Here is a 25,250-nt window from a genome sequence, read left to right on the forward strand (position 1 = left end):
TATGCCATCAATCTAACCAATCTGCGTTTGAAATTTCCTGGAGAGGATTCCTTGATCTTCAAGGATCTCTCCTTTTCGGTTCAGCCAGGTGAAAAAGTACTCATGCTCGGACCAAGCGGCTGTGGAAAATCGACGTTACTGCAAGTGCTCAGCGGAATCGTTCCGAACTCCATTGAGTTGCCAATGAAAGCCGATAAAATCAATCTGCCCGACTCATGGGGCTTCGTCTTTCAAGATCCCGATACGCAGTTCTGTATGTCATATGTCGATGAAGAGCTCGCATTTGTACTGGAAAACCTGAACATACCGCGCAGCGATATGGCACCTTTGATAGAAGAGGCGCTAAAACGCGTCGATCTACATTTGGAAAACTTACACACACCGATCCTTGAACTATCTCAAGGTATGAAACAACGGCTTGCACTTGCTTCCGTACTTCTACTAAAGCCCGATGTTCTGTTTCTCGACGAACCTTCCGCATTACTTGATCCCGAAGGCACCGAACAAATCTGGTCATCTATTAAACAAGCAACTGCGGATAAGACCGTAATTATTGTTGAGCATAAAATTGACTTGATTGCAGACTGGGTAGACCGTGTTGTCTTGTTTAATGACCATGGAATTATTCTAGCGGACGACTCTCCTTCCACCATTTTCAAGCACTATCAAGAAGAATTGAAACGCTACGGTATTTGGTATCCAAGTGTGTGGGATGAGTATAAGGAATCTGAGTCTTTTAAATCGATGATGCATGAACGTGAACAAGTTTCCTCATTTGAAAAGATCCTTCTCAACGACTTTCATGGTTTTCGTGGCACTGCCCCGAAAATCTTTGCAAAGAAAGCAGTGGCTAAAACAGGTGACTGGATTGCGATCACGGGTGAAAATGGTTCAGGAAAAAGTACGCTGCTTCTTTCTCTTATGCAATTATTACGCACTGAAGGCATCTATAAAGTGAATGGTGAACGCGTTATTCAGAAGAAAAGGAAAAAGCAGTTGCCTAAAGGACTCTCGCTCGTCTTTCAAAATCCAGAACTGCAATTTGTGACGAATTCGATAGCTGAAGAATTAACGGTCTCTCTGCATAAAATGAGCAAACCTCAAGCAGTGAACTATGCGGCAGATTTAATGCAACTCTTTAATTTACCGAATTCAGGCACACGGCATCCTTATCAGCTTTCCACGGGCCAAAAGCGTCGTTTAAGTGTGGCCACTGCCTTGACTCCGCAAACGGATATTTTGCTTTTGGATGAACCTACTTTTGGTCAAGATGCACGCAATACATTCGCGATTTTAGAGAAGCTTGAACAGCTACGCGTTCAAGGAATTACGATTCTCATGGTGACCCATGACATGGAGATCGTGAAAAACTTTGCGACTTCAGTATGGACAGTGGAAGACGGCGTATTGTATACAAACAATGAAATGGTTGGAGGTGTATTTGAATGCTTGCATGGTTCACACCTAGACGAGAAACATGGCTATTCAAAGTAAACCCTGCACTCAAATTCATCATCTTCTTTGCTTTTCTGCTCATCACCTTATTTAATCAGAACTTGTCGTTTGCAGTTTGGCAAGCAGTGCTGTACGGCATTCTGTTTTACGGATTCAGCGGTTATTCAATGAAAAAACTTGCTTTGCTGTCCATTCCCTTAGCCATTTCTTTCTTTTCTTCTGCTCTCACCATCGTGCTCTTCGGTAAAGGCGAGTCCGTGCTTTGGCAATGGGGGCTCATTAAGATTTCCGAGGAAAGTATTCAACATGCACTATTACTCGGCAGTAAATCGCTGTCATTCGGCTTTGTCGGATTTACTTTTTTGCTGACTATACAACCTATTCTATTTTTCTATGCGATGATGCAGCAATTTCGCCTACCTTCCAAGTATGCCTATAGCTTCATCGCTTCCTTTCGCTTGATTCCTGCCGTAACGGAAGAACTTCAAATACGCAGAAATGCTCTTAAGGTACGGAATATCCAGTTTTCTCGGGGACTTAAAGGTATGTATGAACGTCTGCAAATGTATACAGTTCCCTTATTTGCAGAGAGTATTCGCCGCGCTCAGCGTATTGCCGTTGCGATGGAAGCTAAACAGTATCAAATGGGGGCTGCCAGAACATATTATTATCCGACTCGCTATAGTTTAATGGATGGCATATTTCTTACCGTAATGGCAATTGGACTTGGCTTTGCTTTAATGTTAGCGTTCTGGCGGTGATTTATATAAAGTTGAAATAATCAGAACTAAATACACCTCAGATGAATACTCATTCATTTTATGGTACTCTTGTTTTAAAGCTTCAAGAAAGAGGTGGGGCAAGTGTTCATAAAAAAGAGTGCAGGTGAAGGGGAAGTAAGCGGTGTACGATTTATCAATGGGATGGTCTCGTTAAAAGGCGTTAAGCTAAATGTCCATTGTTTTGAAACAGATGGGGTGCTGATTGACACAGGTTCACAGTCGGTGCTGAATAAATTCAAACCTTTCTTTGCAAAAGCGGACGTCGACTATGCCGTCGTTACTCATTCACACGAAGATCATACAGGCGGGGCAAGATTTCTGCAGACTGACCATGGTCTGCCGATTTATATGAATAAAATGACCATCGGAGAATGTGCGGATAGAGCGAAATATCCAATGTATCGAAAATTTTTTTGGGGTAAAAGACGTCCTTTTGAGGCAGAGCCGATCGGCGAAACTTTCACATCACGTAACGCGAATTGGAAAGTTATCCCCACCCCCGGCCACGCTTCAGATCATCTAGCATTCTTAAATGAAGAAACAGGCCAACTATTTTCAGGAGATTTATACGTCCATCCGAAAACGAAAGTCGTATTGCGCGATGAAAGCATCCCAATCATCATCCGATCCATTGAAAAAACGCTGTCTTATAATTTTGGAGAGATGTTCTGTTGTCATGCAGGTTATGTAAAAGATGGGCGAAAAGCATTGACAGAAAAACTTGAATATCTTGAGAAACTTCGTGAACGCACACTAGCCTTACATAAGCAAGGCTATGGGGAGAAAGAAATCCACACACAACTATTTCCTAAAAATTATCCGATTACCAAATTTTCATCGGGTGAATGGGATTCAATACACATAATTCATTCTATTTTAGCTGATCAAAAGTAGCAGCTTGCAGGTATAAATAGTTGCAATGGTGGCCACTAAGGCTGTCGGGTTGACGACAGTCTTTTTCTTTTTTTAAAAAAGCAGACGCTACTCCCACACACTGTATATTCCACTCCGTACCAAGCGTCAAAATGCCCAAAGAGCTTTTCTTTGACAAAAAGAAGGACCGTCCAAAAAGTCAGCTGAAAATGACTTCTTAAGCAGCCCTGTTTATCAGGTAAACAGATAACATGTTTCTACACATTACAACCTTTTACTTTTTCATGGGAATATGAACTTCGCGCTCTTCCGCAACTTCAATCGCTCTTGAGTATCCTGCATCCGCATGTCGTATCACGCCCATGCCTGGATCGGAAACGAGCACACGTTCAATTTTCTCAGCTGCTTCTTTTGTTCCATCCGCCACTAATACTTGACCGGCATGGATGGAGTACCCCATTCCCACGCCACCGCCGTGATGAAGGCTTACCCAGCTTGCTCCACCACTTGTATTCACAAGCGCATTCAAAATCGGCCAGTCCGCCACTGCATCACTGCCATCTTTCATCGATTCTGTTTCACGATTCGGAGAAGCTACCGATCCGCTGTCTAAGTGATCTCGGCCAAATACAATCGGAGCGCTTATCTCACCACTTGCGACCATTTCATTGACTTTTAATGCAAATTTATGACGTTCGCCGTAGCCTAGCCAACAAATTCTTGACGGAAGACCTTGCCATTCGACCATTTTCTGCGCCATATCAATCCAATTGGTCAGGACTTTATTTTCACTGAACATTTTTTTGGCCAATTTGTCTGTCTTATAAATATCTTCTGGATCACCTGAAAGCGCCACCCAGCGGAACGGCCCATTTCCTTCACAGAACAACGGACGTAAGTATGCCGGAACAAAACCAGGGAAGTCAAACGCATTTTCTACTCCTTGTTCCTTTGCGTAGTGACGAATATTATTTCCATAATCAAATGTCTCGGCTCCCGCTTTTTGTAAAGCCAGCATCGCTCTTACATGCTTCGCAATCGTTTCAAGAGAAAGCTTTTCATATTTTTCGGGATCTTCGTCTCTTAATGTCAGTGCTTCTTCATACGTCATTCCATTCGGTATATAGCCATTCCTAGGATCATGGGCACTCGTTTGATCCGTCACAATGTCAGGTACAATTCCGCGATCATGAATCTCTTGGTAGACATCCGCACAGTTTCCTACTAGCCCAATTGAAGCCGCTTCACCTTTCTCAGTGAGCTCCTTCACTTTTTTCAATGCTTCATCCAAATCTTCATAGATATAATCACAGTAACGTTCGTTAATTTTTCTTTCAATACGCTTCTTGTCGACTTCTACTACTAAAATAACCGCTTTTGCCATTTTACCTGCAAGCGGCTGCGCCCCGCTCATTCCACCCATACCACCGGTCAGTATAAACTTTCCTGTCAAATCCGGGCTGCCGAATACTTTCTTTCCGGCTTCGACGAAACTTAAGTATGTCCCTTGGAGAATCCCTTGAGCACCAATATAAATCCAGCTGCCTGCTGTCATTTGCCCATACATCATGAGACCTTCTTTGTCTAACTTATTGAAGTTTTTCCAGTTTGCATAAGCAGGAACTAGATTGGAATTTGCAATCAGCACTCTTGGAGAGTTCTCATATGTTCGAAATTTGCCAACCGGTTTACCCGATTGAATTAATAACGTTTCATCATTCTCCAATTCTTTTAATTCATTAATGATTGCATGATAACTTTCCCAGTTTCGTGCAGCCTTTCCGATACCACCATAAACGACAAGTTCAGCAGGGTTTTCCGCCACTTCGGGATCCAGATTATTCATCAGCATCCGCATGGCAGCTTCCTGTGTCCAACCTTTACATGTCAATTCATTGCCACGCGGCGCACGGATATTTTCGACCTTCAAACTACTCAAGAAAAACACTCCCTTTATTATACTAAGTAACTGGAAATAACCATTTTTTGAACTTGTGATGTCCCTTCAAATATTTCTAATATCCGCTGATCCCGATATAGTCTCTCTACCTTGTATTCTTTCATGTAACCATAGCCCCCATGAATTTGCACTGCTTTGTTGACAACACGGTTGGATGCTTCTGAGGTAATTAACTTTGCAATTGAAGCCTCTTTGGACAAACGGTAATTTTCCTTATCCTTTAAACTTGCCGAGAAATATGTGTACAAGCGGCTCACCGCAACATCTGCTTCCATTTCCGCCAACATCCACTGTAAACCTTGGAAATTCGAAATCGGTTTTCCAAATGCCTCACGTTCTTTCGAATAGTTGACTGCCTCGTCTAACGCAGCTTGAGAAAGTCCTACTGCCATCGCCGCAATTCCAATTCGCCCGCGGTCGACGACTGTCATGGCAATTTTGAAGCCTTCTCCTTCTTCTCCCACACGATTTTCTTTCGGAATAACACAGTTTTCGAAAATCACTTCATCGGTCTTCGCGCCGCGGATCCCCATTTTATCATCACCAGCACCAAAGGATAGACCAGGCGTTCCTTTCTCAACGATGAATGCGCTGATTCCTTTTGTACCTTTTGAAGTATCCGTTTTCGCATACACTACCAGCGTATCTGCATACGCTCCGTTTGTGATAAAGATTTTCGAGCCGTTAATAACGTAATTGTCCCCATCCAGACGAGCATTTGTTTTCATGGAACCTACATCCGTCCCACCGTTTGGTTCAGTCAGACAAAAAGCGAATAGCTTTTCACCTTGACAACCGGGGACTAGATACTTTTCTCTCTGCTCTTTGTTGGCAGCAAGGTAGAGTCCGTCAATCCCTAAGTAATGCGCCGTTAAAATAGAACCTGTCGCGGCACAGCCGTACGTAATTTCTTCTACAGCGATCGCTTCCGCAATGGCATCCGCACCTACTCCTCCGTCTTCTTCCGGATAAGCAATCCCGAGAAGACCCAGTTCTGCCATTTTGGGAATATGTTCTTCTGGAAAGCGGTTTTCTTGATCAATTTCTTCTGCTTTCGGGGAAATAACTTCTCTAGTAAAATCTCGTACCATATCTCGAATACTTTTCTGTTCATCTGTCAAATTGAAATCCATCTACAATCACTCACTTTTCATCAGATTTTTGATCATATCGTTATGCTCGCCTAAAGCTGGACTCGGTGATGTCACTTTTACAGGTGTTGCCGACAACTTCACAGGGTTTCCAGGAATTCTCGTTTTTCCTGCTACAGGGTGTTCAACCTCCAGTAGCATCTCTCGTTCTTTAATATGGTCACTCTCACTAATTTCAGCAATGTTTAAAATGGTGGAGCAAGGGACACCTGCTTCACTGATCAATTCCACTGCTTCGTCTGCTGTATAGTTGGAAAGCCATTCTTCAATGAACACTTTTAATTCGGCTTCATTTTCACCGCGTAAAATATCTGTCTCGAACCGCTCATCGTCCAGTAGATGTTCTGTATTCATCACTTTACACAGTTTGACGAATAACGGATCATTTGCTGTCGCAATAACAATGCTACCTTCCTTACTTTCATATACATCAAACGGTGCACTAATCGGGTGACGGCTTCCGATACGCTCAGGAACTACTCCCTCAGATGTATAGCGCATGACGTTATGCTCAAGCAAAGAGAAAATCGTGTCCACCATAGCAACATCAATTGCTTGACCAATACCTGTTCTTTCCCGGTGGAATAGTGCGACCATCACACCGTATGCTGCATATAATGCTGCACTCATATCACCTATGGAAGCCCCCGACCGAGTAGGCGGATTGTCAGGATGGCCTGTAATGCTCGCAATCCCGCCCATTGCCTGTGCAACAAGGTCATACGCTGGACGTTTTGTTAGCGGACCATATTGACCGAATCCTGAAATGGAGCAATAGACCAAACCCTTATTCACTTCTTTAAGAGATTCATAATCAAGTCCCAAGCTTTTCATAACGCCTGGGCGGAAGTTTTCTACAATGACGTCTGCTTCCTTAATTAATCTCATTAAACTTTCACGATCGGAAGGATCTTTTAAATTCATCTCAATACTTTTCTTTCCTCGGTTCAAAAACATAAAATAACCACTTTCCCCATTTTGGAAAGGACCGAAATGACGTGTATCATCGCCCGATTCCGGACGTTCGATTTTTATAACTTCTGCTCCCATATCGGCTAGCAGCATTGTACAATAAGGTCCTGCCAAGACTCTTGAAAAATCTAATACCTTAATGCCTTCTAATGGTTGTTTCATTTAAATCACGCTCACTTCCAGTGCAAATATAAAACGCTTACATTTCCTTATTTCTACTTTAACAAAAGGTGTATTTATTAACAGTAGAAATTTATACGATATAGTACACTTTCTTATTGTAATATTCTATACTGAATGAAAAGTCCAATATTTTAAACGGAAATAGGTTGAGTAACAAGGCATAGCCATTCGAAAGGGTCTCCTGACACCTCGAATGGCTATGCCTCAATATTTAGTTGAATGTAAACTATTTCTATACGCACTCGGCGTCATCCCAACATGATTTTTGAACACCCTGCTGAAATACTGGGAAGAACTATAGCCGATCGTCTCTGCAATTTCATATACCGTCATATTAAAATCTTCCAATAAATGTTTTGCTTTTTTCATCCTGCGATCAGTTACATAATAGCTAAACGAACTTCCGGTTGTTTGTTTGAAAATAGCACTCACATAGTTCGGACTCAAATTGACCTGTGCAGCCACAGTCTCAAGTCCGATTTCTTCTTGGAAATGCTCTTCAATATATTGTAGTATTTCTTGAACAGACTTTAATGACTGTTCATTATGTCCTTCGTTCACTTGCAGGTTATATTCATTGATGATGGTCCTGACCCATTTATCGATTTCAGCCAATGTTTCTAAATCATGCAGTTCCTTTGCGTGCTTGATCTGTAAAGGCATCATATTTTTCGGACTGGCCCCATTTTGTATAGCAGATTTAGACAACGAAAATAAAAGATCTAGCACTTGCAGTCGGAATTCTTCGGGCTTGATATGGACGTGTTTAACGATTGAGTCATAAATCTCTTCCCACCTGTGAAGAACAGCTTTTATATCTCCTAATGAAAACTTCTCCGTTATCGATTGGATGCGCACTTTAAAATCATAGTATTCCGTTGTCTCGAAAATGTCCAAGTCATCAATATGGATAATAGAGTTCTCTGTTGAAAAAAGTCGATATGTTTGTGCTTGCTCACCTTCTCGAAAAGAGAGATGTAAATTACGCGCATCTTCATAATAATTTCCAATCCCAATCGTTACAGTGTATTCCGTTTTCTGGTTAATTTCTGCACGGATTTTTTCCGCATATTCGACTGAAAGGGCTTTATAGTTTTTTTCTTCTATTTGCACAGGTAGAGCAAGTAATATGGCATATTTCTCTTGTGTAACCAACACCTTTAAGGATTCGTATTGTAAATTACATTCGCGGATTGCCTGAAGAACCTCTTCCCGCAAGGCATTCTTCCACATCTCCCCTTTATTCTCAACAAGCCTTGAAAAATGATCGATACTTAGAAAGAGTACGGTATTCGGGATCAGTGGGAGTTCGGCTAATTGACTCCGCTCCCAAATTTCTTTCGCATTCTTTATATTCCCATGCAATAGATCGTATGCCAAGCTCTCTCGAACCGAACGTAATATGTAAGCTTCTTCCCTCTTTTGCTTTCTTAATTCTCTTTTCAATACCGTCGTAGTATTTTGCAAAACAACCTCACCTCTTGCTCATTTTTATTCTATCCAATGAGGTAATGGCGTCTTCATATCCTGCATCTGCATGGCGAATAATACTCATACCCGGATCAACAACCAGAACTTTTCTCAAGCGTTCGGATGCTTCTTCGCTGCCGTCAGCAATGACTGTCATCCCCGAATGGACCGAATTGCCGATGCCGACGCCGCCGCCGTTTTGGATACTGACCATCGAAGCCCCTGCACTCGCATTCAACATCGCATTTAAGATCGGCCAATCCGCAACCATGTCACTTCCATCAGCCATATTTTCCGTCTCTCTGAATGGAGCAGCCATCGTACTGCCTTCCGAGTGATCTCTTGTTATCGCGATGGGAGCAGACAATTCTCCCGAACGTACCATTTCATTAATAATCACACCGATGCGCTCTCTTTCCTTATAGTCAAGCCAACAGGTACGAGCAGGCAATCCATAAAAATAAATCTTCTCCTGTACAAACTCGATCCAACGAGAGACACGTTTGTCATCCTCAAACTCTTCCAGAATCACTTCATCGATTTTATAGATATCATTTGGATTACCCGATAAGGCGATCCAGCGACAAGGCCCTCTTCCTTCGCAATAGTGTGCGCGTAAATATTCCGATGCGAAGCCAGGCAACTCGAATGCCCTATCAAAACCCGCCTGATAGGCTTGCTTGCGAAGATTATTTCCATATTCAAAAGCAATGGCCCCACGCTCCTTAAAAGTAACCATTGCACCTACGTGCTGAATCAATGATTCTTTAATCAAATCGTAATAGAGTGCTGGATTCTTTTTGCGCAGAGTTTTCGCCTGTTCAATATCCAATCCACTCGGAATATAGCCCATTTGAAGATCATGGACAGATGTCTGATCCGTCACGATATCCGGCAGGAAATTTAAATTCAATGCTTCTCGATAACGATCTGCTACATTCCCCATCAATGCGATGGCCAATGGCTTTTTCGCTTCAACAGCCTCTTGCGCCAAACGGATCGCTTCTTCCAGTGTATCTGCTTTGATATCACAATAATTATTCTTTAATCGCTGATTAATCTTCTCTTCAGAAATTTCCACAATGATACACACTCCGCCATGCATGGTGACAGACAAAGGCTGTGCCGCACCCATCCCGCCAAGTCCTGAAGTCAACAAAATCTTCCCTTGTAATGTGTTGTCAAAATGTCTTTTCGCAATTTCGCCCATTGTCTCAAATGTTCCTTGCAACACCCCTTGAACACCAATATAAGCCCACGATGCAGCTGTAGATTGTCCATACATCGTTAATCCTTTTTCGTTTAACTTACTAAATTCTTCATCTGTAGACCAATGAGGAACCAAAACTGAAGATGCATTAACGATTCGCGGGGAGTTGGGAAAAGATTTAAATTTACCTACTGGTTTACCAGATTGAATTAGCAATGTTTCGTCAGGATTCAGCTGTCTCAGTTCATGAATTATCGCATTTGCCGCCTCATGATTACGTGCGGCCTTTCCTCTGCCGCCATATACGATTAAATCTTTTCCACTTTCTGCGACTCGTGGATCTATACTATTTAAAAAAAGACGTAACAAGCCTTCAATTTCCCAGCTCTTACAGCTCATTTCATGCCCTGTCGGAGAAATTAAGATGTTTGACATCAATGACACTCCTTTTCCTTAAAATACTGATTTATATAGAAGTTGTCCCCTACCCGATATATAACTTTACGCTATACAATAATAGCTTAAGGGAATGTGGTATAATTAGAAAGAAGATTAAGATTGTTCTGTGAGGAGGTTGTCAGATGGATCATCGTTCATTACTATATTTCACGACTTTAATAGAAGAGGGAAGTTTTACACAAGCCGCCAAAGCACTGTATATCTCACAACCATCTTTAAGTTCTGCAATTAAAAAGATTGAAGAGCAAGTCGGAATTAAATTAATCGAACGCAACACGAGGAATATCTCTCTGACGAAAGAGGGAGAGATTGTATACGAAGAAGCGAAGAAATTGCTAAACCACTTTAATTACTTTCAAAAAGAAACAATACGATTGAAACAGGATGGACCACTTGAATTACATATTGGTCTGATTGAATCAGTACGATTTTGGCTGCCGAAAGTACTTGCCTCATACACCAAAACACATCCAGACATACACATCAGATTGTTGGAAGTACTTGGATTAAAACAAGTAGAAACTGCGTTAAAAAATTATAAGATACATCTCGCAATTACGAACCAGCTTTTTGAAAGTGATGAGATTGAAATGATCCCTATTTATAATGAAAAACTGGTTGCTTTATTGCCAAAAGGACATGCTCTGCAGGATGCAACCAATCTTTCCATACACGATTTACAAGATGAAGAATTCATCATATGTAAGGAAGGTTTCCAGACGCGCGATGATATCTTAAATGAGTATCGCAAGTCAGGGATAAGACCGAATATCCATTTTGAAATAGAACGATTTGAAACTGCTTGCGCCTTAGTAGAGGAAGGTCTTGGCATCACGATTGTCCCTGAAAACTATCTTAGAACGCCAGACCATCCCTCATTGACCATAAAAAAACTGACGGATACAAGTCTTTCAAGAACTGTCTATATTGCTTTTATTAAAAACCGGTATCTTCCTCCGGTTATTGAAGAATTCGTCGATATAACAAAAACATTCTTCAAAGAATCATAGATTTAGACAGTTTTCTCTTTAATAGTATTTAGTACAAATTCCGGCCTCTCCCCTTCAAGTGCCCGGATGACATTCAAACTAGTTCGAGAACGCAACTCATACTCTGATTCAACGGATACATAAGATGAATGCGGTGTCACAAAAACTTCATCCATATAAAGAAGATCAAGAGTTTTACTCGGCGGCTCTTCTGCCAGTACGTCTAACCCTGCGCCAGCAATATGGCCTTCTTTAATAACTTTGGACAATGCTTCTTCTTGGATTATTGCACCGCGGCATGTATTAATTATAATTGAACCTTCCTGCATTTGTTTCATACGATCGTAATCAAGTAAACCTTTCGTTTGTTCCGTAAGCGGGACGTGCAAACTTAAAATGTCTGACCGTTCCAGAAGCCCATCCAGTGTAACGGATTCGACTCCAAGCTCAGCAAATGCTTCCTCCGGTACAAATTTATCATGAGCAATCACGTGAACACCGAATACTTGAAACTTCCTCGCTACCTCCTTTGCGATTCTTCCAAAACCAAGCAAACCGACTGTTCTTCCTCTTAACCGCTTGATCGGTAATGTATCAAGCGGATTCCATCCCAAGTTTCTTACTTGTTCGTTATAAGCACGAAGTCTTCTCGCTACGCCCAATGCCAATGCAATTGTGTGATCAGACACTTCATCGATACAATAATCAGCCATATTCGTTACATAGATTCTTTTTTCTGTAGCTGCATCCATGTCAATATGATTGAATCCCACCCCAGAAGCAGCAATTATTTTACATTTTTTCAATTCCGAGATAATGTCCCTACCACAAGGAAAACCGATTTGTGCTACAATTCCATCCGCATATTTTCCAAACGACTCCAAATCTTCTTTAACCGTTTCACTTCTTGTCACTTTATATTCAATATCATGGTCACTGTAAATCCCCATCTCTACATCGTGTGAAAACCATTCGTCATCCAGTATCCATACTTTTTTCTTTGTCATATGCTTAACTTCACTCCCTATCGTATTGATTTAATATCTCCACTAGCAGTTCATTTTGCTCTTGCGTCCCAATCGACACACGCACATATTGTTCTAATCCCCATGGAGTACATGGGCGAACGATCAATCCTTTTTCTTGCAGCTTATTAAATAGTTTTTGTGCATCCGATTTCACATGAACAAATAAGAAATTTGTATAGGAAGGAAACACGGAAAATCCTAATTCTGAAAACTTTTGAGTTAAGTATTCTTTTCCTGCCTCATTCATTTCATAATGTTCTTCAGTGAATTCTTGATCATCCAATGTAGCTACTGCTGCTTCGATCGCAACTCGATTACAAGCAAATGGTTCGCGCAGACGCAGAATCGGTTCCAGAAGTTCTTCTGATGCAATGGCATACCCAATCCTCAACCCCGCCAAGCCATAAAACTTTGAAAATGTTCGAATTGTGATGATGGGGTGGCCAGCCTTAAAGTAATCGATTCCTGTCTTATATTGATCTTTTCGAATATATTCGATATATGCCTCATCCAGCACGACGGTCACATGTTCAGGAACTTCTTGGATAAACTGCAGAAGAGCTGAATCCTCTACGATTGTTCCTGTAGGATTATTCGGATTACATATAAAAATCAGCTTTGTCTTGTCAGTAATTTTTTCTCGTATAGCATTTAAATCATATGCCCACTCTTCTGTTAGTGGTACTTCCACCGGCTTTCCACCCATTAATAGGGTGGAGGAACGGTACGCCGGGAAAGTCGGACTACAGTACACGACTTCATCATCTTCATCGATATAGGCGCTGATTACTAATGAAATAATATTATCTGCTCCATTGCCAGTTATCACTTGTCCAGGCCGGATTGCATACAACTGGGCGAGCCGTTCCCGTAACTTTGTTGCAGATGCATCTGGATACAAATGAACTTCTTGGATCGCCCGCTCCATTGCTTCTTTTGCTTTCGGGGATGGGCCGAGCGGGTTTTCATTCGATGCAAGTCTATGCACATGCTCCAGTTGTAATTCTTTTTTCACCGCTTCGATTGATTTTCCCGGAATATAAGGGGCAATCTCTTTTACAGTATTTCTCCATCTCATGTGCAAATACAGCTCCTGTCTTCTGTGATGTTACTTAGCTAAATTAGGAATAAAAGTTGATAGTTGAGGAATCATAATAATAATTACGATAACAACAAGCATCGCTATAATAAACGGTACCAATGCGCGGCTGATCCGCTCAATTGAAACCTTACTAATATGTGAAGCTACAAACAAATTGACTCCAAGTGGCGGTGTAACATAGCCGACTGCCAAGTTACATACCATGATGACGCCAAAATGAATCGGATCGATACCTACAGCCACAGCGACAGGCAATAGGATTGGTGTTAATATGACCACTGCCGAAATCGTATCGATAAACATCCCGACTACGAATAAAAATGCACTGACCAATAACATGGTGATGATCATATTTTCCGATATGCCGGTAATGAACTGTGCAATCGTTGCCGGAATCCGCTCGATACTTAATAAATAAGCAAAAGAAATAGAGAAACTGATTATGATAATAACCGGAATATTTAATAGAGTTGCTTCAAGGAAAACACTGTATAATTTCTTAAAAGTCAACTCTTTGTATACAAAAAGCCCGATAAACAGTGCATACATACAAGCGACAGCCGCTGATTCAGTTGGAGAGAAAAAGCCACTATAAATTCCTCCAAGAATAATTACTGGAATCAACAGAGCCCATTTCGCATAGTTAATCGCTTTTAGAACTTCCATGAAAGTAGGGAACTTACCCTCTGTTGGAAAATTTCTTTTCTTAGCAGTCCGATATGAAACGAACATTAAAGCGAGCCCAACCAAGATTCCAGGAATAATCCCTGCTAAAAATAGGCCTCCAATGGATACTCCACCTACGATTCCAAACATAATGAACGGAATGCTCGGCGGTAAAATAACTCCGATGGAACCAGCAGTAGCTGTTACTGCTGCAGCAAACGGTTTGTCGTATCCTTTTTTATCCATAGAAGGGATCATAAATGAACCGATTGCCGCTACTGTAGCAGGTCCAGATCCTGAGATAGCGGCAAAGAACATACTTGCAAGGACGGTACCGATAGCTAATCCACCAGTTAAGTAGCCTACCAAAACATCCGCCAAGCGCAGTAAACGCTTTGAGACGCCGCCTTGACTCATTAGAACTCCCGCTAAAATGAATAATGGAATCGCCAGTAAAGAAAATGAATCGAGAGAAGTAAATGCTTGTTGCACGATGGAACCTAATGGTAGATCAGTAGCAACTATCATAGTAAATAAAGCGGATGCACCAAGAGATATAGCGATGGGGACGCCAATTAACATGAGAACAAAAAAACTGATAAATAAAACCGCTATCGTCATTGTTCTACCCCCTCTATATCTTCTTCCAATAAATCGCCTTTTATAATGTTTCTAAATTGCTGGATTAATCGAAGAACCATTAAAAATGCACCAAGAGGGATCACCGTGTATGGTATCGCCATAAGAATCCCCATAGAAGGCGCTTTTTGACCTGTTTCTACCAGCTGTAAAATAAACTGTGTTCCTTTAAAGGTGATGAATACCATGAACGAGAAAAATAAAAATGTAGCCAAAAGATCTAATAGTTTTTTCCATTTCTCGTTAAGTAAATCTCTAAAAACAGTTACTCGGATATGGCCGCCTGTTTTGATGGCTAAACTTGCACCAATCCAAACTTGGGCAACGTGGATATACCTTGCAAACTCTTCACCCCAAATCAGACCACTTCCTAGGAAATAACGGAATAGAGCCTGACTAAAAATCATAAGTAAAATAGCAACCATTGTAAGTATTAAAAATATCTCTTCGAATTTCTTTATGAAATGTAGAAATTTCTTCACCATTTACCCTCTCCACTCATTCGATATATAGCATGACTTTCTTGCTCTTAGATGCATTTATATAGAGTGTTTACTACTATACGCTTGACGCATTATTGCGTTCTTACTATTACGACAGCCGAAATGTTTTAGTTTAAAATTTCTCCCGATTATCGATATAGAATTGACAATCGGGATGAATTTGCATAATTAATATATTAGTTTCTTACTAATTCCATGATGTCGTGGCCAAGTTCCTTTTCATACTTGTCATAAACAGGCTTTAACTTTTCGATAATCGCCTTTTTTGTCTCATCAGGTAAAACATTTACTTTAAGCTCTTTTTCTAAAAGTTCCATTGCTTTTTCATCATACTCTACGGATACTTCTCTCTCATGCTTTGTAAATGCATCTCCTGCTTCATCAACAACAGACTGAAGATCTTCAGGCAATGAATCGTAAAAAGCTTTATTCATAACAAGTGATTCCGCTGTAAATGAATGATTCATCACTGTCATATATTCCTGAACTTCATAAATTTTCGAACTATCGATCAATTGGGCCGTCGTTTGCATGCCGTCAAAAATATTTTGCTGGAGTGCAGAATATAATTCACCGAATGCATACGGTTGTGGATTAGCTCCCAACTCTTTCAAGCTATCCAAGTGAATGTTATTTTCCATCGTACGAAGTTTCATTCCTTTAAAATCTTCAATCTTCTCAATAGGTTTTATGTTGTTAGTCATCTGAGTCATACCTGCACTGCCCCAACCTATACCTTTCAGCTGATTCTCCTCCAACTTTTCTTTTAGGAGATCGCCTAACTCACCATCCAATTTGCTATTCGCATCTTCTACATCATCGAATACGAATAAGAAATCAAGAGCCATAAATTCTTTTACGAAGTTTGTAAGAGGTGCAGTGGCTGGACTCGCTGCTTGAATATTACCAGCCTGCACAGCTTCGATGGCTTCTCTTTCAGATGCGTAAAGCTCTCCGTTAGAAAACACTTCAACTTGCAATCTTCCGTCAGATTTTTCTTCTGCTACTTTTTTAAACTCCATCAGCCCTTTATGAAGTGCAGAATCTTCTTCAACTGAGTTAGAAATAGTCATCTTGTACTTTTTATCTGAGGATCCATTTTCAGCACCCTCGGCTGTGTCGCCAGAATCTCCGCAACCAGCAATAATAAGAGCGAATGCCATTATTGCAAACATCAAGATTTTCTTCATCATGTAATTACCCCCTAATAGTTTTTAAAACTACTAAACTTTTAAAAAAATAAAACGAAAAATTAATACGAGATGTCGATTCAGACAATTTAACCGCTTACATTTTCGGCCTCAAGATAATGAAGTTCAACCTTAGTCCCTTAACCCCCTATTTATTTTTATACACTAAAAAACTTTTATTACCACATCATCATCTTATTGTAAGTATATTTTAATAGTCTAAACATTACAAATAACTTTTGTATATAAGGTTATAGCATTTAACTATGCGTTATCTAACTTTTTAGATTATATATAGGAAAGCTATACCATCACTACCAACTTAAGCATCGTTGATTTTTGATAAAAAGTTATTCACGAAAATAAATCTTTAGCATTTATAAAGACAAAAAAGAACATCAAAAATCTCTATAAGATTCAGCATTTATAGTTTCAATAAGTTTAAGTTGCAATTGCATTAGATAACAGGTAGAGTGGTAGTAATTAAACATTCACTTATTTCGAAACCTTCGAAGTAAGGATAGAGGCGCAAAAACCATCAGTACACAATTCGAGGATGATGAGATCCTATGAAGATTGTGGAAAGGGGAATTTGCCGAAGCGGAAGGGATTCTCATTGTCTCGAAGCTGGTTCTGGGCTGAACAAGTGCAGAATTGTCATATAGGCGACTATATGGAGGGCTATCTTGCAAAGAAATAATTCATTATTTCAAAGCAGTAACGAGCCCCTCGTTGCTGCTTTTTGCGTTCAATGACTTACCCGCCCTCCACCCTCTATGTTTTTTAATAAAAAGATAGGATGTGGAGAAAAGATGAATTTTGGACAAATTGTAACTGCTATGGTAACTCCGTTTGATGGACGAGGAGAAATTGACTTTGCCGCTACCAAAAACTTGATCAATCATTTACTTGCCAATGGATCGGATGGTCTGGTCGTTTCAGGTACAACGGGAGAATCGCCTACGTTGACGAACGAAGAAAAAGTGGAGCTATTCAAGTTCACCGTGGAAGTGACCGGTGGAAGAGCACCAGTCATTGCTGGAACAGGTACAAACAACACGAGAGAATCAATTGAACTGACAAGACAAGCGGAGGACGCCGGAGTCGATGCGATCATGCTCGTTGCGCCTTATTACAATAAGCCTTGTCAAGAAGGCATGTATCAGCACTTCAAGACAATTGCAGAAGCTACTTCACTGCCAGTTATGCTGTACAATATTCCTGGACGCAGTGCTGTCAACATGAGTGCAGAGACGATCATCAGACTAGCCGAAATTCCGAACATCGTTGCTGTCAAAGAAGCGAGCGGAAATTTAGATACGATGGCTGAGATCATTGACCATACGCCTAAGGACTTCTCCTTATATAGCGGTGATGATGGACTAACACTTCCCGTACTAGCAATCGGCGGAACAGGAGTCGTTTCCGTGTCTGCACACGTGATCGGCAATGAAATGCAAACGATGATCAACCATTTCAAAAATGGCAACGTCCAGGAAGCAGCCAACGAACACCGCTGTCTTCTGCCAATCATGAAAGAACTCTTTGCCGCACCGAACCCATCATCTGTTAAAGCGGCATTAAACTTAAAAGGGGTACCTGTCGGGGGCGTACGTTTGCCTATACTCCCTTTACCTGACTCACAGCTAAAATCTTTAAAGCAAGTTTTAGCTATCCATGAGGAAATAACTTTCTAAAAGTAAATTCTGCAATTATGCTGAAACCCAATAAAAGGTACCAAGTTCGCAATGTATCCAGATCCTTCTGCGAACTTGGTACCTTATTCACTTTAAGCAAGCAATAACCGATTAGCCATTAATCGACCACGTATCAATATCCCTGCCCATGCAGCAAGAAACGCTTTGATGAACCCGCCAATTAAGAACGGTACAAATCCTGCCATAAATGCAGCAGTCCAAGAAAGTTCAGCTATAAATTTCAGCCAAACTGTTCCGAAGAACAACGTGATGAACATTCCAATAACATTTGCAATCATGGCCTGTCCAAAAGAAAAACTAGTGCGTTCCATATAATACCCCATAATGAATGTAGCCGGAATAAAGCCAACGAGGAATCCACCTGTCGGACCAAAAACGACACCTAATCCTGCAGACATCCCTGAAAACACAGGAATTCCTACCGCACCCATCGCTAAATAAACAAGCACTGAAATAGTTCCATAACGAGAACCTAAAATCGTTGCAGCCAAACCAATTGCCAATGTTTGCCCGGTAATCGGAACCAACGGCAGCGGAATGGTCAGCTGTGCCATTACCCCAATAATTGCCGCAAATAATGCAGTGACAATCATCATTTGAAGTTTAGATCTTGAATCTGTCATTCCCAGTATCCCCCTACTTTAGTCAACTAATAAAACCACTCGGTTGACAATTATTTTATATTACATAAATTTGTATGTCAATTGTTTTTCATTAATAAAATACCGGTTGTAAGGCTATTCTTTTTTGTTTTAAGATTTGCGGCAATGCCTACAAACATTGACATTTGAATTTTCCTGAATTTAAAAAACCCTTATCTCTCAGGGGAAGAGAGATAAGGGCGATACTGGTTTGGCAGCTTAATAAGGGTCTGCCTCATGTCCTTTTTCTACTGCGTCTTCAACAGCCTCTTTTGCTTCAGGCGTGCCTTGTCCAAATTTCGACTGTCCGGATTCACGTCCTGGAATGGTTTGCTCTGCCAACATTTCCTTCAGTTCCTTCATTTTCTGGTCAATGCCTTCTTTTACAAGACGGCCATAGTTCTCGTCTGCCTTCGTAAAATGCTCCACCATTGCGTCTTGAATGCTTGGATCACAAACAGCGAGTGCGTCCGATAGGTTTTTAATTAATTCTTCTCGTTCCCACTCTTCAAAGCTACGAAACGTTTCGCCTGCCTGGCCATAATTATTCGGACGGTCAATCGGTGCGCTCATTGCAGCTGCGTTATATGTTGGTCGATGCGGAGGTCGTTCTGCACCATTTTCCTTAAATCCGCCAAGCATAGATGGTTCGTAATTGATATGTGGATTTTCACCTGATTCACGCGGGTCGCGGTGATCCATTTGACCGCGTTGCTGATTAGTTCGGACTGCTGTTTTAGGCGCGTTCACAGGTAGCTGCAAGTAATTGGTTCCTACCCGGTAACGCTGTGTATCGGAGTAGGAAAATGTACGGCCCTGCAGCATCTTGTCATCCGAAAAATCCATGCCATCTACTAATACTCCTGTGCCAAATGCAGCTTGTTCAATATCCGTATGGAAGTCTTCCGGATTACGATCGAGTACCATACGCCCAACTGGCAGCCATGGAAATTTATCTTCAGGCCAAAGTTTTGTATCATCGAGCGGGTCGAAGTCAAGTTCAGGATGATAGCCATCCTCCATAATCTGTACAAACATTTCCCATTCAGGATAGTCTCCGCGCTCTATCGCTTCATGCAAATCCTGTGTCGCATGTCCAACATTTTTTGCTTGAATGGCATTCGCATCTTCCTGTGTCAAGTTGCGGATTCCCTGTTTCGGCTCCCAGTGATATTTCACAAGAACAGCTTCTCCTTTATCATTGACCCACTTATACGTGTTGACTCCGGAGCCTTGCATGTGACGATATGTTGCTGGAATACCCCACGGCGAGAACAAGAAGGTAATCATATGAATCGATTCCGGCGAGCGTGAAACGAAGTCAAACATTCGTTGCGGGTGTGGCACATTGGAAACAGGATCCGCTTTAAATGCATGGATCATATCTGGGAATTTCATCGCATCGCGGACGAAGAAAATCTTTAAATTATTGCCGACCAAGTCCCAGTTACCGTCTTCGGTATACATCTTTACCGCAAAACCTCGTGGATCCCGAGCCGTTTCAGGGGAATCCTTTGCACCAGCGACCGTTGAAAAGCGCGCGAGAACCGGGGTCCGTTTACCGGCTCCCGAAAATACTTTGGCACGTGTATAGTTCTCTACCGGTTCATCTCCAGCTTTTCCATATGTCTCAAAATAACCGAACGCGCCACTGCCCCGAGCATGTACGACACGTTCAGGGATTTCTTCACGATCAAAGTGAGAGATCTTCTCGATGTAGTGGTAATTCTCCAATGTAGCTGGACCACGGTCTCCAATCGTACGTATATTTTGATTATCTACAACTGGATGCCCTTGCCGCGTCGTAAGGGTTTCGCGCTTTACCTCTTGCCCATTCTGCTTCTCATTGTCTTTACCTTTTCCCAACAGAATACCTCCTCTGTAAATGTTGTAAATCAAGCGCACAAAAGCAACATACCGTTAGTAACCAGTATTAGTACTATGTTACCCTATCTGCAAAGATTACAAACACTGAGAAAGCATTTTCAGGATACCTATTTACCGTGGATTATCTTGACAACTATCCCTCCTGCATACAAGTCTATAATTCTCTCACTTGCATTTTTCACTCTTATATGGACTTTTTTAGTGTGTCTACTCTCTTTTGCTTTTGACAGTGGGTTCACTGATAAAAAACAAACCAAAAAGGAACAGGTCAATTTCGACCTGTTCCTCTTTGTATCGTTTCAAACCATACGATGGTTCATACCCATTCATTAATTCCGGACTAGATAGTCGAACGCACTTAAAGATGCCGTCGCTCCCGATCCCATTGAAATAATGATTTGTTTGTACGCACTATCCGTACAGTCTCCTGCAGCAAATACTCCAGGCACATTCGTAGCCCCACGCTTATCGACAACGATTTCGCCGAATTTATTGCGTTCAACTGCATCGCCTAGCCAATCTGTATTCGGTACAAGACCGATTTGAACAAATACACCCGCTAGTTCGATGTGCTTCTCCTCACCTGAGTCACGTTCAATATACGTAATACCATTCACACTGTCGGTTCCTGTAATCTCTTTCGTTTGAACATTCTTGTGAACCGTTACATTCGGAAGACTATACAGACGCTCTTGCAGAACAGAATCAGCCTTCAACTCAGATGCGAATTCAAGAACGGTTACTTTGTTCACAATTCCGGCTAGGTCAATTGCGGCCTCGATACCGGAGTTCCCTCCGCCGATGACAGCAACGTCTTTGCCTTCAAACAAAGGTCCATCACAGTGTGGACAGTATGCGACCCCTTTATTTCTGAATTCAGCTTCGCCAGGGACGCCGACATTACGCCAACGGGCTCCTGTTGAAAGAATAACGGATTTACTTTTTAGAACAGCACCGTTTTCTAGCTCGATTTCGATGAGGTCCTTCTTTTCCAAGCGTTTTGCAGTCTGTAAATTCATCACATCAATATTATAATCTTTGACGTGCTCTTCAAGACTTGCGGCAAGCTTAGGACCTTCCGTGCGATTCACACTAATGAAGTTTTCGATCGCAGCCGTGTCAAGAATCTGACCACCGAAACGATCGGCAACAATACCCGTACGAATACCTTTACGCGCCGCATAAATTGCAGCACTTGCGCCAGCAGGTCCACCACCAACAACTAGTACATCAAATGGATCTTTGTCAGCGAATTCTGATGCATCTGGCCCGCTTCCCATCTCCGCTAGAATCTCTTCTAGTGATTTACGGCCGCTCGAGAACGGTTCTCCGTTCAAGTATACCGTTGGGACAGCCAGAATGTTTTTACTTTCGACTTCCTCTTTAAACACTGCGCCATCAATCATCGTATGAGTAATATTCGGGTTTAACACACTCATAACATTAAGTGCTTGTACAACTTCTGGACAGTTTTGACAGCTCAAACTGATATATGATTCAAAGTGATACTCGCCCTCGATATTTTTCACTTGTTCGATTACTTTCTCGTCTACTTTCGGAGCTCTGCCGCTCACTTGCAATAGAGCAAGAACTAATGAAGTGAATTCGTGTCCCAGTGGGATACCGGCAAACGTAATGCCCGTATCTTCACCGATCCGATTGACGCTAAAGCTTGGTGTTCTTTCCAAATCCACCATTTCTACTTTAATGCGGGAGGACATAGTGGCTAATTCATCCACTAATGACGCCATTTCACGCGAAACCTTGTCTTCTCCCACACTAACTTTTAGCAGCACATCTCCCTCCATCATTTCAAGATATTGGGCTAATTGTGCTTTAATATCTGCATCAAGCATTATTAAATCTACTCCTTAAATTTTACCTACAAGGTCTAGGCTAGGCTTAAGTGTTTCTTCGCCTTCTTTCCATTTAGCCGGGCAAACTTCACCTGGATTGTTGCGAACATATTGTGCTGCTTTGATTTTATTAACAAGAATGCTTGCATCCCGACCGATTCCGTCTGCATTGATTTCAGCTGCTTGGACAATGCCATCTGGATCAATAATGAATGTACCGCGTTGTGCTAGACCTGCTGCTTCATCCAACACATCAAAGTTGCGTGAAATTGTTTGAGAAGGATCACCGATCATAATATATTCAAGTTTGCTAATCGCATCTGAGTGATCATGCCATGCTTTATGTGTGAAATGCGTATCTGTTGAAACAGAATATACTTCAGCACCAAGTTCTTTAAGTGTCGCATATTGATCTTGAAGATCTCCTAATTCAGTTGGGCAAACGAATGTAAAGTCTGCTGGGTAAAAGCAAACGACACTCCACTGACCCTTAAGATTTTGTTCAGAGACCTCGATGAACTCGCCAGTACCACTATTGTACGCTGATGCATTGAATGAAAGTATTTCTTTTCCAATTAAAGACATGAAAAATTCCTCCTATGTGTTGTGTTTTTTTGTATAGTTAGTTTAGGACATTTCATCGCGCCCTAAACTACAGTAATAATTAAATTCCAACTATCACTGCTTAACTATAATAATTCTAATTACATACTCATTATTATATAAACTCTATTCATTGTCAATAATAATACTCTCGGCAATTCGGAAAACTGTGTTAATACGCCAATAATGAGACACAATGTTACATCGGACTACATAATAATCCATTATTCAAGATCTCTAAACTGAAAGGAATGTATTTATTTCAACCTTCGATTTCTCAATTAACATGCTGAATTATTGTTCGGGGAATATTCCCTTCCCCTAATGAAAGGTCTATATTAATTTTTTAACTAAGCAGTAACCTAGTACCATATTGAGTAAAAGCCCGCCTTGGTTTGACAAAGCATTGAATGGCCTGTATAGTGGGTTTGCAATTGATAATTGAAGTTAGGATTCCTCGTTAGGTGAGGCTCCTATATGGAGATACGCTACTGCCCAGAAATGTCGAAAGACACCAATGGGTCAACAGGAACTATCGACCTAAGGTAGTTTTTAATGTAGCTGGATGATATCATCCTATGCCATATAGTGCTAAAGCTCTACGAAGAGGGTTTATTTGATGATATTGTTTTTCTATTGAACACCCTTCTTTCGTAGAGGGGTGTTTTTTCATTTTTCGAGGAATCAACAGCTAGACGCTATTCATGAAAGGAGGTGATGGGGATGTGTAGTCCGACGAGCTCAGAACCCCCCAGTTGGTTAAGATCCAAAGAATTGAAAATTAAAGAGAATACGTCCACTCCCCCTCATCTCGTGCGGAAGTGGACGGACTAAGGAGGCCCACATCATGAACAACATGACGAATGGCGTTTTCAAACACGAAACGACCGGCACACTTATGAAAGAAGGGTTTATCGCCCTTCAAGATACGTATACAGCTGAGAATGCTATTTCCCATCTTCGGAAAAACGTACAAGGAAGAACAAATATCCACTACTTGTATATCCTTAATTCGGACAGTCAACTGATAGGTGTATTATCCATCCGCGAACTACTTGGCGCTTCAGATGATGAATGGATAACAAACATTATGGAGACAGATATCATTTCGTTTCCAACCGATTTAGACCAAGAGGAGGCGGCAAAAGTTTTCCGTGATAAAGACCTCGTATCGATTCCTGTCGTCAATCGTGCAAACCAACTAATCGGTGTTATCCACGTTGAAGAGATTTTAGATGTAATTCAGCAGGAAGCTGATGAAGATATCCGCAAGCTTTCTGCTTCCGGGAAAGAAATCGATTTTCGGACGAATCCTTTCGTTGCCGCTTGGAGAAGATTGCCCTGGCTTGTTTTATTACTATTCATCGGTCTTATATCAGGTGGTATTATTGAAAGGTTTGAAGCTACATTAGAGGCGGTTGTTGCACTGGCATTTTTCATGCCGATGATTGCCGGGATGACCGGAAATACAGGAACACAGTCACTCGCTGTTGTTGTCCGCGGTCTTGTTTCAGAGGATATTACGTTTAATAAGTCGATGAAGCTTTTATTTCGAGAATTGATTGTTGGGATTATTATAGGCATTACATGTGCGATTGTTATCGCAATCATTGCCTTTGTATGGCGGGGGAGTTTGACGCTTGGTCTTGTCGTCGGCTCATCACTTCTTGCCACACTTATAATCGGGACACTTGCAGGAACGGTTATCCCGCTCCTTCTTTACAAATTCAAAGTCGATCCTGCCGTAGCATCAGGTCCGCTTATCACAACCATTAATGATATTTTGTCGCTTCTCATCTACTTTGGCATCGCGACCATGTTCATTTCGAAACTAATGTGAAAAAAACTTAGTGAGAGGCACCAGATCCATTAAAGGTTCTAAATTGTTTAGGGATCTGTTGCCTCTCACTGAT

At 41.4% G+C, this 25,250-nt stretch carries 20 protein-coding genes and 2 riboswitches; of the genes, 6 read left to right on the forward strand and 14 right to left on the reverse strand.

Features of this window, described 5'->3' with window-relative positions; all coding sequences use genetic code 11:
• Positions 1-51: 51 nt before the first annotated feature.
• The 3 genes from MKX97_RS15195 to MKX97_RS15205 all read left to right on the forward strand — a co-directional run bounded on the left by MKX97_RS15195 (position 52) and on the right by MKX97_RS15205 (position 3,131).
• Entirely contained in the window at positions 52-1,494 is a 1,443-nt protein-coding gene (locus MKX97_RS15195) for an ATP-binding cassette domain-containing protein (protein ID WP_342536372.1), read from the forward strand.
• Positions 1,446-2,216 (forward strand): energy-coupling factor transporter transmembrane component T, encoded by a 771-nt coding sequence (locus MKX97_RS15200; RefSeq protein WP_009498786.1) that lies wholly within the window; start codon positions 1,446-1,448, stop codon positions 2,214-2,216. Before MKX97_RS15195 ends, MKX97_RS15200 begins: the two co-directional genes overlap by 49 nt.
• 93 nt (positions 2,217-2,309) lie before the next feature.
• Positions 2,310-3,131, forward strand: a complete 822-nt coding sequence (locus tag MKX97_RS15205) for an MBL fold metallo-hydrolase (RefSeq protein ID WP_342536373.1) — start codon at positions 2,310-2,312, stop codon at positions 3,129-3,131.
• Positions 3,132-3,384: 253 nt separating this feature from the next.
• Here MKX97_RS15205 and hutU (MKX97_RS15210) read toward each other — a convergent pair whose 3' ends face one another.
• The 5 genes from hutU (MKX97_RS15210) to hutU (MKX97_RS15230) form a co-directional block, all read right to left on the reverse strand.
• Complete coding sequence (gene hutU, locus MKX97_RS15210; protein WP_342536374.1) at positions 3,385-5,049, reverse strand: urocanate hydratase; 1,665 nt, start codon at positions 5,047-5,049, stop codon at positions 3,385-3,387.
• Positions 5,050-5,066: 17 nt separating this feature from the next.
• Positions 5,067-6,203, reverse strand: coding sequence for an acyl-CoA dehydrogenase family protein (locus MKX97_RS15215; protein WP_009498789.1), 1,137 nt, complete (start codon positions 6,201-6,203; stop codon positions 5,067-5,069).
• Positions 6,204-6,209: 6 nt separating this feature from the next.
• Positions 6,210-7,355: a CoA transferase gene (locus tag MKX97_RS15220; protein WP_342536375.1), complete on the reverse strand. Its 1,146-nt coding sequence runs from the start codon at positions 7,353-7,355 to the stop codon at positions 6,210-6,212.
• Positions 7,356-7,580: 225 nt separating this feature from the next.
• On the reverse strand, positions 7,581-8,843 hold the full coding sequence (locus MKX97_RS15225; RefSeq protein WP_342536376.1) for a helix-turn-helix domain-containing protein: 1,263 nt from the start codon (positions 8,841-8,843) through the stop codon (positions 7,581-7,583).
• Between the two features lie 7 nt (positions 8,844-8,850).
• Positions 8,851-10,491: a urocanate hydratase gene (gene hutU, locus MKX97_RS15230; protein ID WP_221838141.1), complete on the reverse strand. Its 1,641-nt coding sequence runs from the start codon at positions 10,489-10,491 to the stop codon at positions 8,851-8,853.
• 146 nt (positions 10,492-10,637) lie between these two features.
• Here hutU (MKX97_RS15230) and MKX97_RS15235 point away from each other — a divergent pair, with 146 nt between their 5' ends.
• Positions 10,638-11,525 carry a LysR family transcriptional regulator gene (locus MKX97_RS15235; RefSeq protein WP_009498793.1) on the forward strand — a complete coding sequence of 296 codons (888 nt, stop codon included), beginning with the start codon at positions 10,638-10,640 and terminating at the stop codon, positions 11,523-11,525.
• Positions 11,526-11,527: 2 nt separating this feature from the next.
• On the opposite strand, the gene MKX97_RS15240 is transcribed toward MKX97_RS15235, so the two are convergent.
• From MKX97_RS15240 to MKX97_RS15260, 5 genes are all read right to left on the reverse strand, one after another.
• On the reverse strand, positions 11,528-12,511 hold the full coding sequence (locus MKX97_RS15240; RefSeq protein ID WP_342536377.1) for a C-terminal binding protein: 984 nt from the start codon (positions 12,509-12,511) through the stop codon (positions 11,528-11,530).
• A gap of 10 nt (positions 12,512-12,521) precedes the next feature.
• Positions 12,522-13,610, reverse strand: a complete 1,089-nt coding sequence (hisC, locus tag MKX97_RS15245) for a histidinol-phosphate transaminase (RefSeq protein WP_342536378.1) — start codon at positions 13,608-13,610, stop codon at positions 12,522-12,524.
• 30 nt (positions 13,611-13,640) lie between these two features.
• Complete coding sequence (locus MKX97_RS15250) at positions 13,641-14,921, reverse strand: TRAP transporter large permease (protein ID WP_221838136.1); 1,281 nt, start codon at positions 14,919-14,921, stop codon at positions 13,641-13,643.
• Positions 14,918-15,424, reverse strand: coding sequence for a TRAP transporter small permease (locus MKX97_RS15255; RefSeq protein WP_009498797.1), 507 nt, complete (start codon positions 15,422-15,424; stop codon positions 14,918-14,920). Before MKX97_RS15255 ends, MKX97_RS15250 begins: the two co-directional genes overlap by 4 nt.
• Positions 15,425-15,618: 194 nt before the next feature.
• Positions 15,619-16,635, reverse strand: coding sequence for a TRAP transporter substrate-binding protein (locus MKX97_RS15260; protein ID WP_342536379.1), 1,017 nt, complete (start codon positions 16,633-16,635; stop codon positions 15,619-15,621).
• Positions 16,636-17,145: 510 nt separating this feature from the next.
• A riboswitch (Lysine riboswitch) is annotated at positions 17,146-17,324 on the forward strand.
• A gap of 120 nt (positions 17,325-17,444) precedes the next feature.
• Here MKX97_RS15260 and dapA point away from each other — a divergent pair.
• Complete coding sequence (gene dapA / locus MKX97_RS15265; RefSeq protein WP_040759873.1) at positions 17,445-18,329, forward strand: 4-hydroxy-tetrahydrodipicolinate synthase; 885 nt, start codon at positions 17,445-17,447, stop codon at positions 18,327-18,329.
• 92 nt (positions 18,330-18,421) lie between these two features.
• Here dapA and MKX97_RS15270 read toward each other — a convergent pair whose 3' ends face one another.
• The 4 genes from MKX97_RS15270 to ahpC form a co-directional block, all read right to left on the reverse strand.
• A complete protein-coding gene (locus MKX97_RS15270) occupies positions 18,422-18,973 on the reverse strand; it encodes a biotin transporter BioY (protein WP_009498800.1) in 552 nt (183 codons plus the stop codon).
• Between the two features lie 237 nt (positions 18,974-19,210).
• Entirely contained in the window at positions 19,211-20,857 is a 1,647-nt protein-coding gene (locus MKX97_RS15275) for a catalase (RefSeq protein ID WP_342536380.1), read from the reverse strand.
• Positions 20,858-21,207: 350 nt separating this feature from the next.
• Positions 21,208-22,737 (reverse strand): alkyl hydroperoxide reductase subunit F, encoded by a 1,530-nt coding sequence (ahpF, locus tag MKX97_RS15280; RefSeq protein WP_342537519.1) that lies wholly within the window; start codon positions 22,735-22,737, stop codon positions 21,208-21,210.
• 12 nt (positions 22,738-22,749) lie between these two features.
• Positions 22,750-23,319, reverse strand: a complete 570-nt coding sequence (ahpC, locus tag MKX97_RS15285) for an alkyl hydroperoxide reductase subunit C (protein ID WP_221838132.1) — start codon at positions 23,317-23,319, stop codon at positions 22,750-22,752.
• Positions 23,320-23,786: 467 nt separating this feature from the next.
• Positions 23,787-23,953: riboswitch (M-box (ykoK) riboswitch) on the forward strand.
• Positions 23,954-24,184: 231 nt separating this feature from the next.
• On the opposite strand from ahpC, the gene mgtE reads away from it, so the two are divergent.
• Positions 24,185-25,177: a magnesium transporter gene (mgtE, locus tag MKX97_RS15290; protein WP_342536381.1), complete on the forward strand. Its 993-nt coding sequence runs from the start codon at positions 24,185-24,187 to the stop codon at positions 25,175-25,177.
• Positions 25,178-25,250 lie beyond the last annotated feature (73 nt).

This window comes from Sporosarcina sp. FSL K6-3508 (genome assembly GCF_038615825.1).
GTDB classification, from domain to species: domain Bacteria; phylum Bacillota; class Bacilli; order Bacillales_A; family Planococcaceae; genus Sporosarcina; species Sporosarcina newyorkensis.

Bases quoted from the DNA above. Each gene is read 5' to 3' on its own strand.
- MKX97_RS15200 (WP_009498786.1), top strand. From the start codon at position 1,446: ATGCTTGCATGGTTCACACCTAGACGAGAAACATGGCTATTCAAAGTA.
- MKX97_RS15215 (WP_009498789.1), bottom strand. From the start codon at position 6,203: ATGGATTTCAATTTGACAGATGAACAGAAAAGTATTCGAGATATGGTA.
- MKX97_RS15220 (WP_342536375.1), bottom strand. From the start codon at position 7,355: ATGAAACAACCATTAGAAGGCATTAAGGTATTAGATTTTTCAAGAGTC.
- hutU (WP_221838141.1), bottom strand. From the start codon at position 10,491: ATGTCAAACATCTTAATTTCTCCGACAGGGCATGAAATGAGCTGTAAG.
- MKX97_RS15235 (WP_009498793.1), top strand. From the start codon at position 10,638: ATGGATCATCGTTCATTACTATATTTCACGACTTTAATAGAAGAGGGA.
- MKX97_RS15240 (WP_342536377.1), bottom strand. From the start codon at position 12,511: ATGACAAAGAAAAAAGTATGGATACTGGATGACGAATGGTTTTCACAC.
- hisC (WP_342536378.1), bottom strand. From the start codon at position 13,610: ATGAGATGGAGAAATACTGTAAAAGAGATTGCCCCTTATATTCCGGGA.
- MKX97_RS15250 (WP_221838136.1), bottom strand. From the start codon at position 14,921: ATGACGATAGCGGTTTTATTTATCAGTTTTTTTGTTCTCATGTTAATT.
- MKX97_RS15255 (WP_009498797.1), bottom strand. From the start codon at position 15,424: ATGGTGAAGAAATTTCTACATTTCATAAAGAAATTCGAAGAGATATTT.
- MKX97_RS15260 (WP_342536379.1), bottom strand. From the start codon at position 16,635: ATGATGAAGAAAATCTTGATGTTTGCAATAATGGCATTCGCTCTTATT.
- dapA (WP_040759873.1), top strand. From the start codon at position 17,445: ATGAATTTTGGACAAATTGTAACTGCTATGGTAACTCCGTTTGATGGA.
- MKX97_RS15270 (WP_009498800.1), bottom strand. From the start codon at position 18,973: ATGACAGATTCAAGATCTAAACTTCAAATGATGATTGTCACTGCATTA.
- ahpC (WP_221838132.1), bottom strand. From the start codon at position 23,319: ATGTCTTTAATTGGAAAAGAAATACTTTCATTCAATGCATCAGCGTAC.
- mgtE (WP_342536381.1), top strand. From the start codon at position 24,185: ATGAACAACATGACGAATGGCGTTTTCAAACACGAAACGACCGGCACA.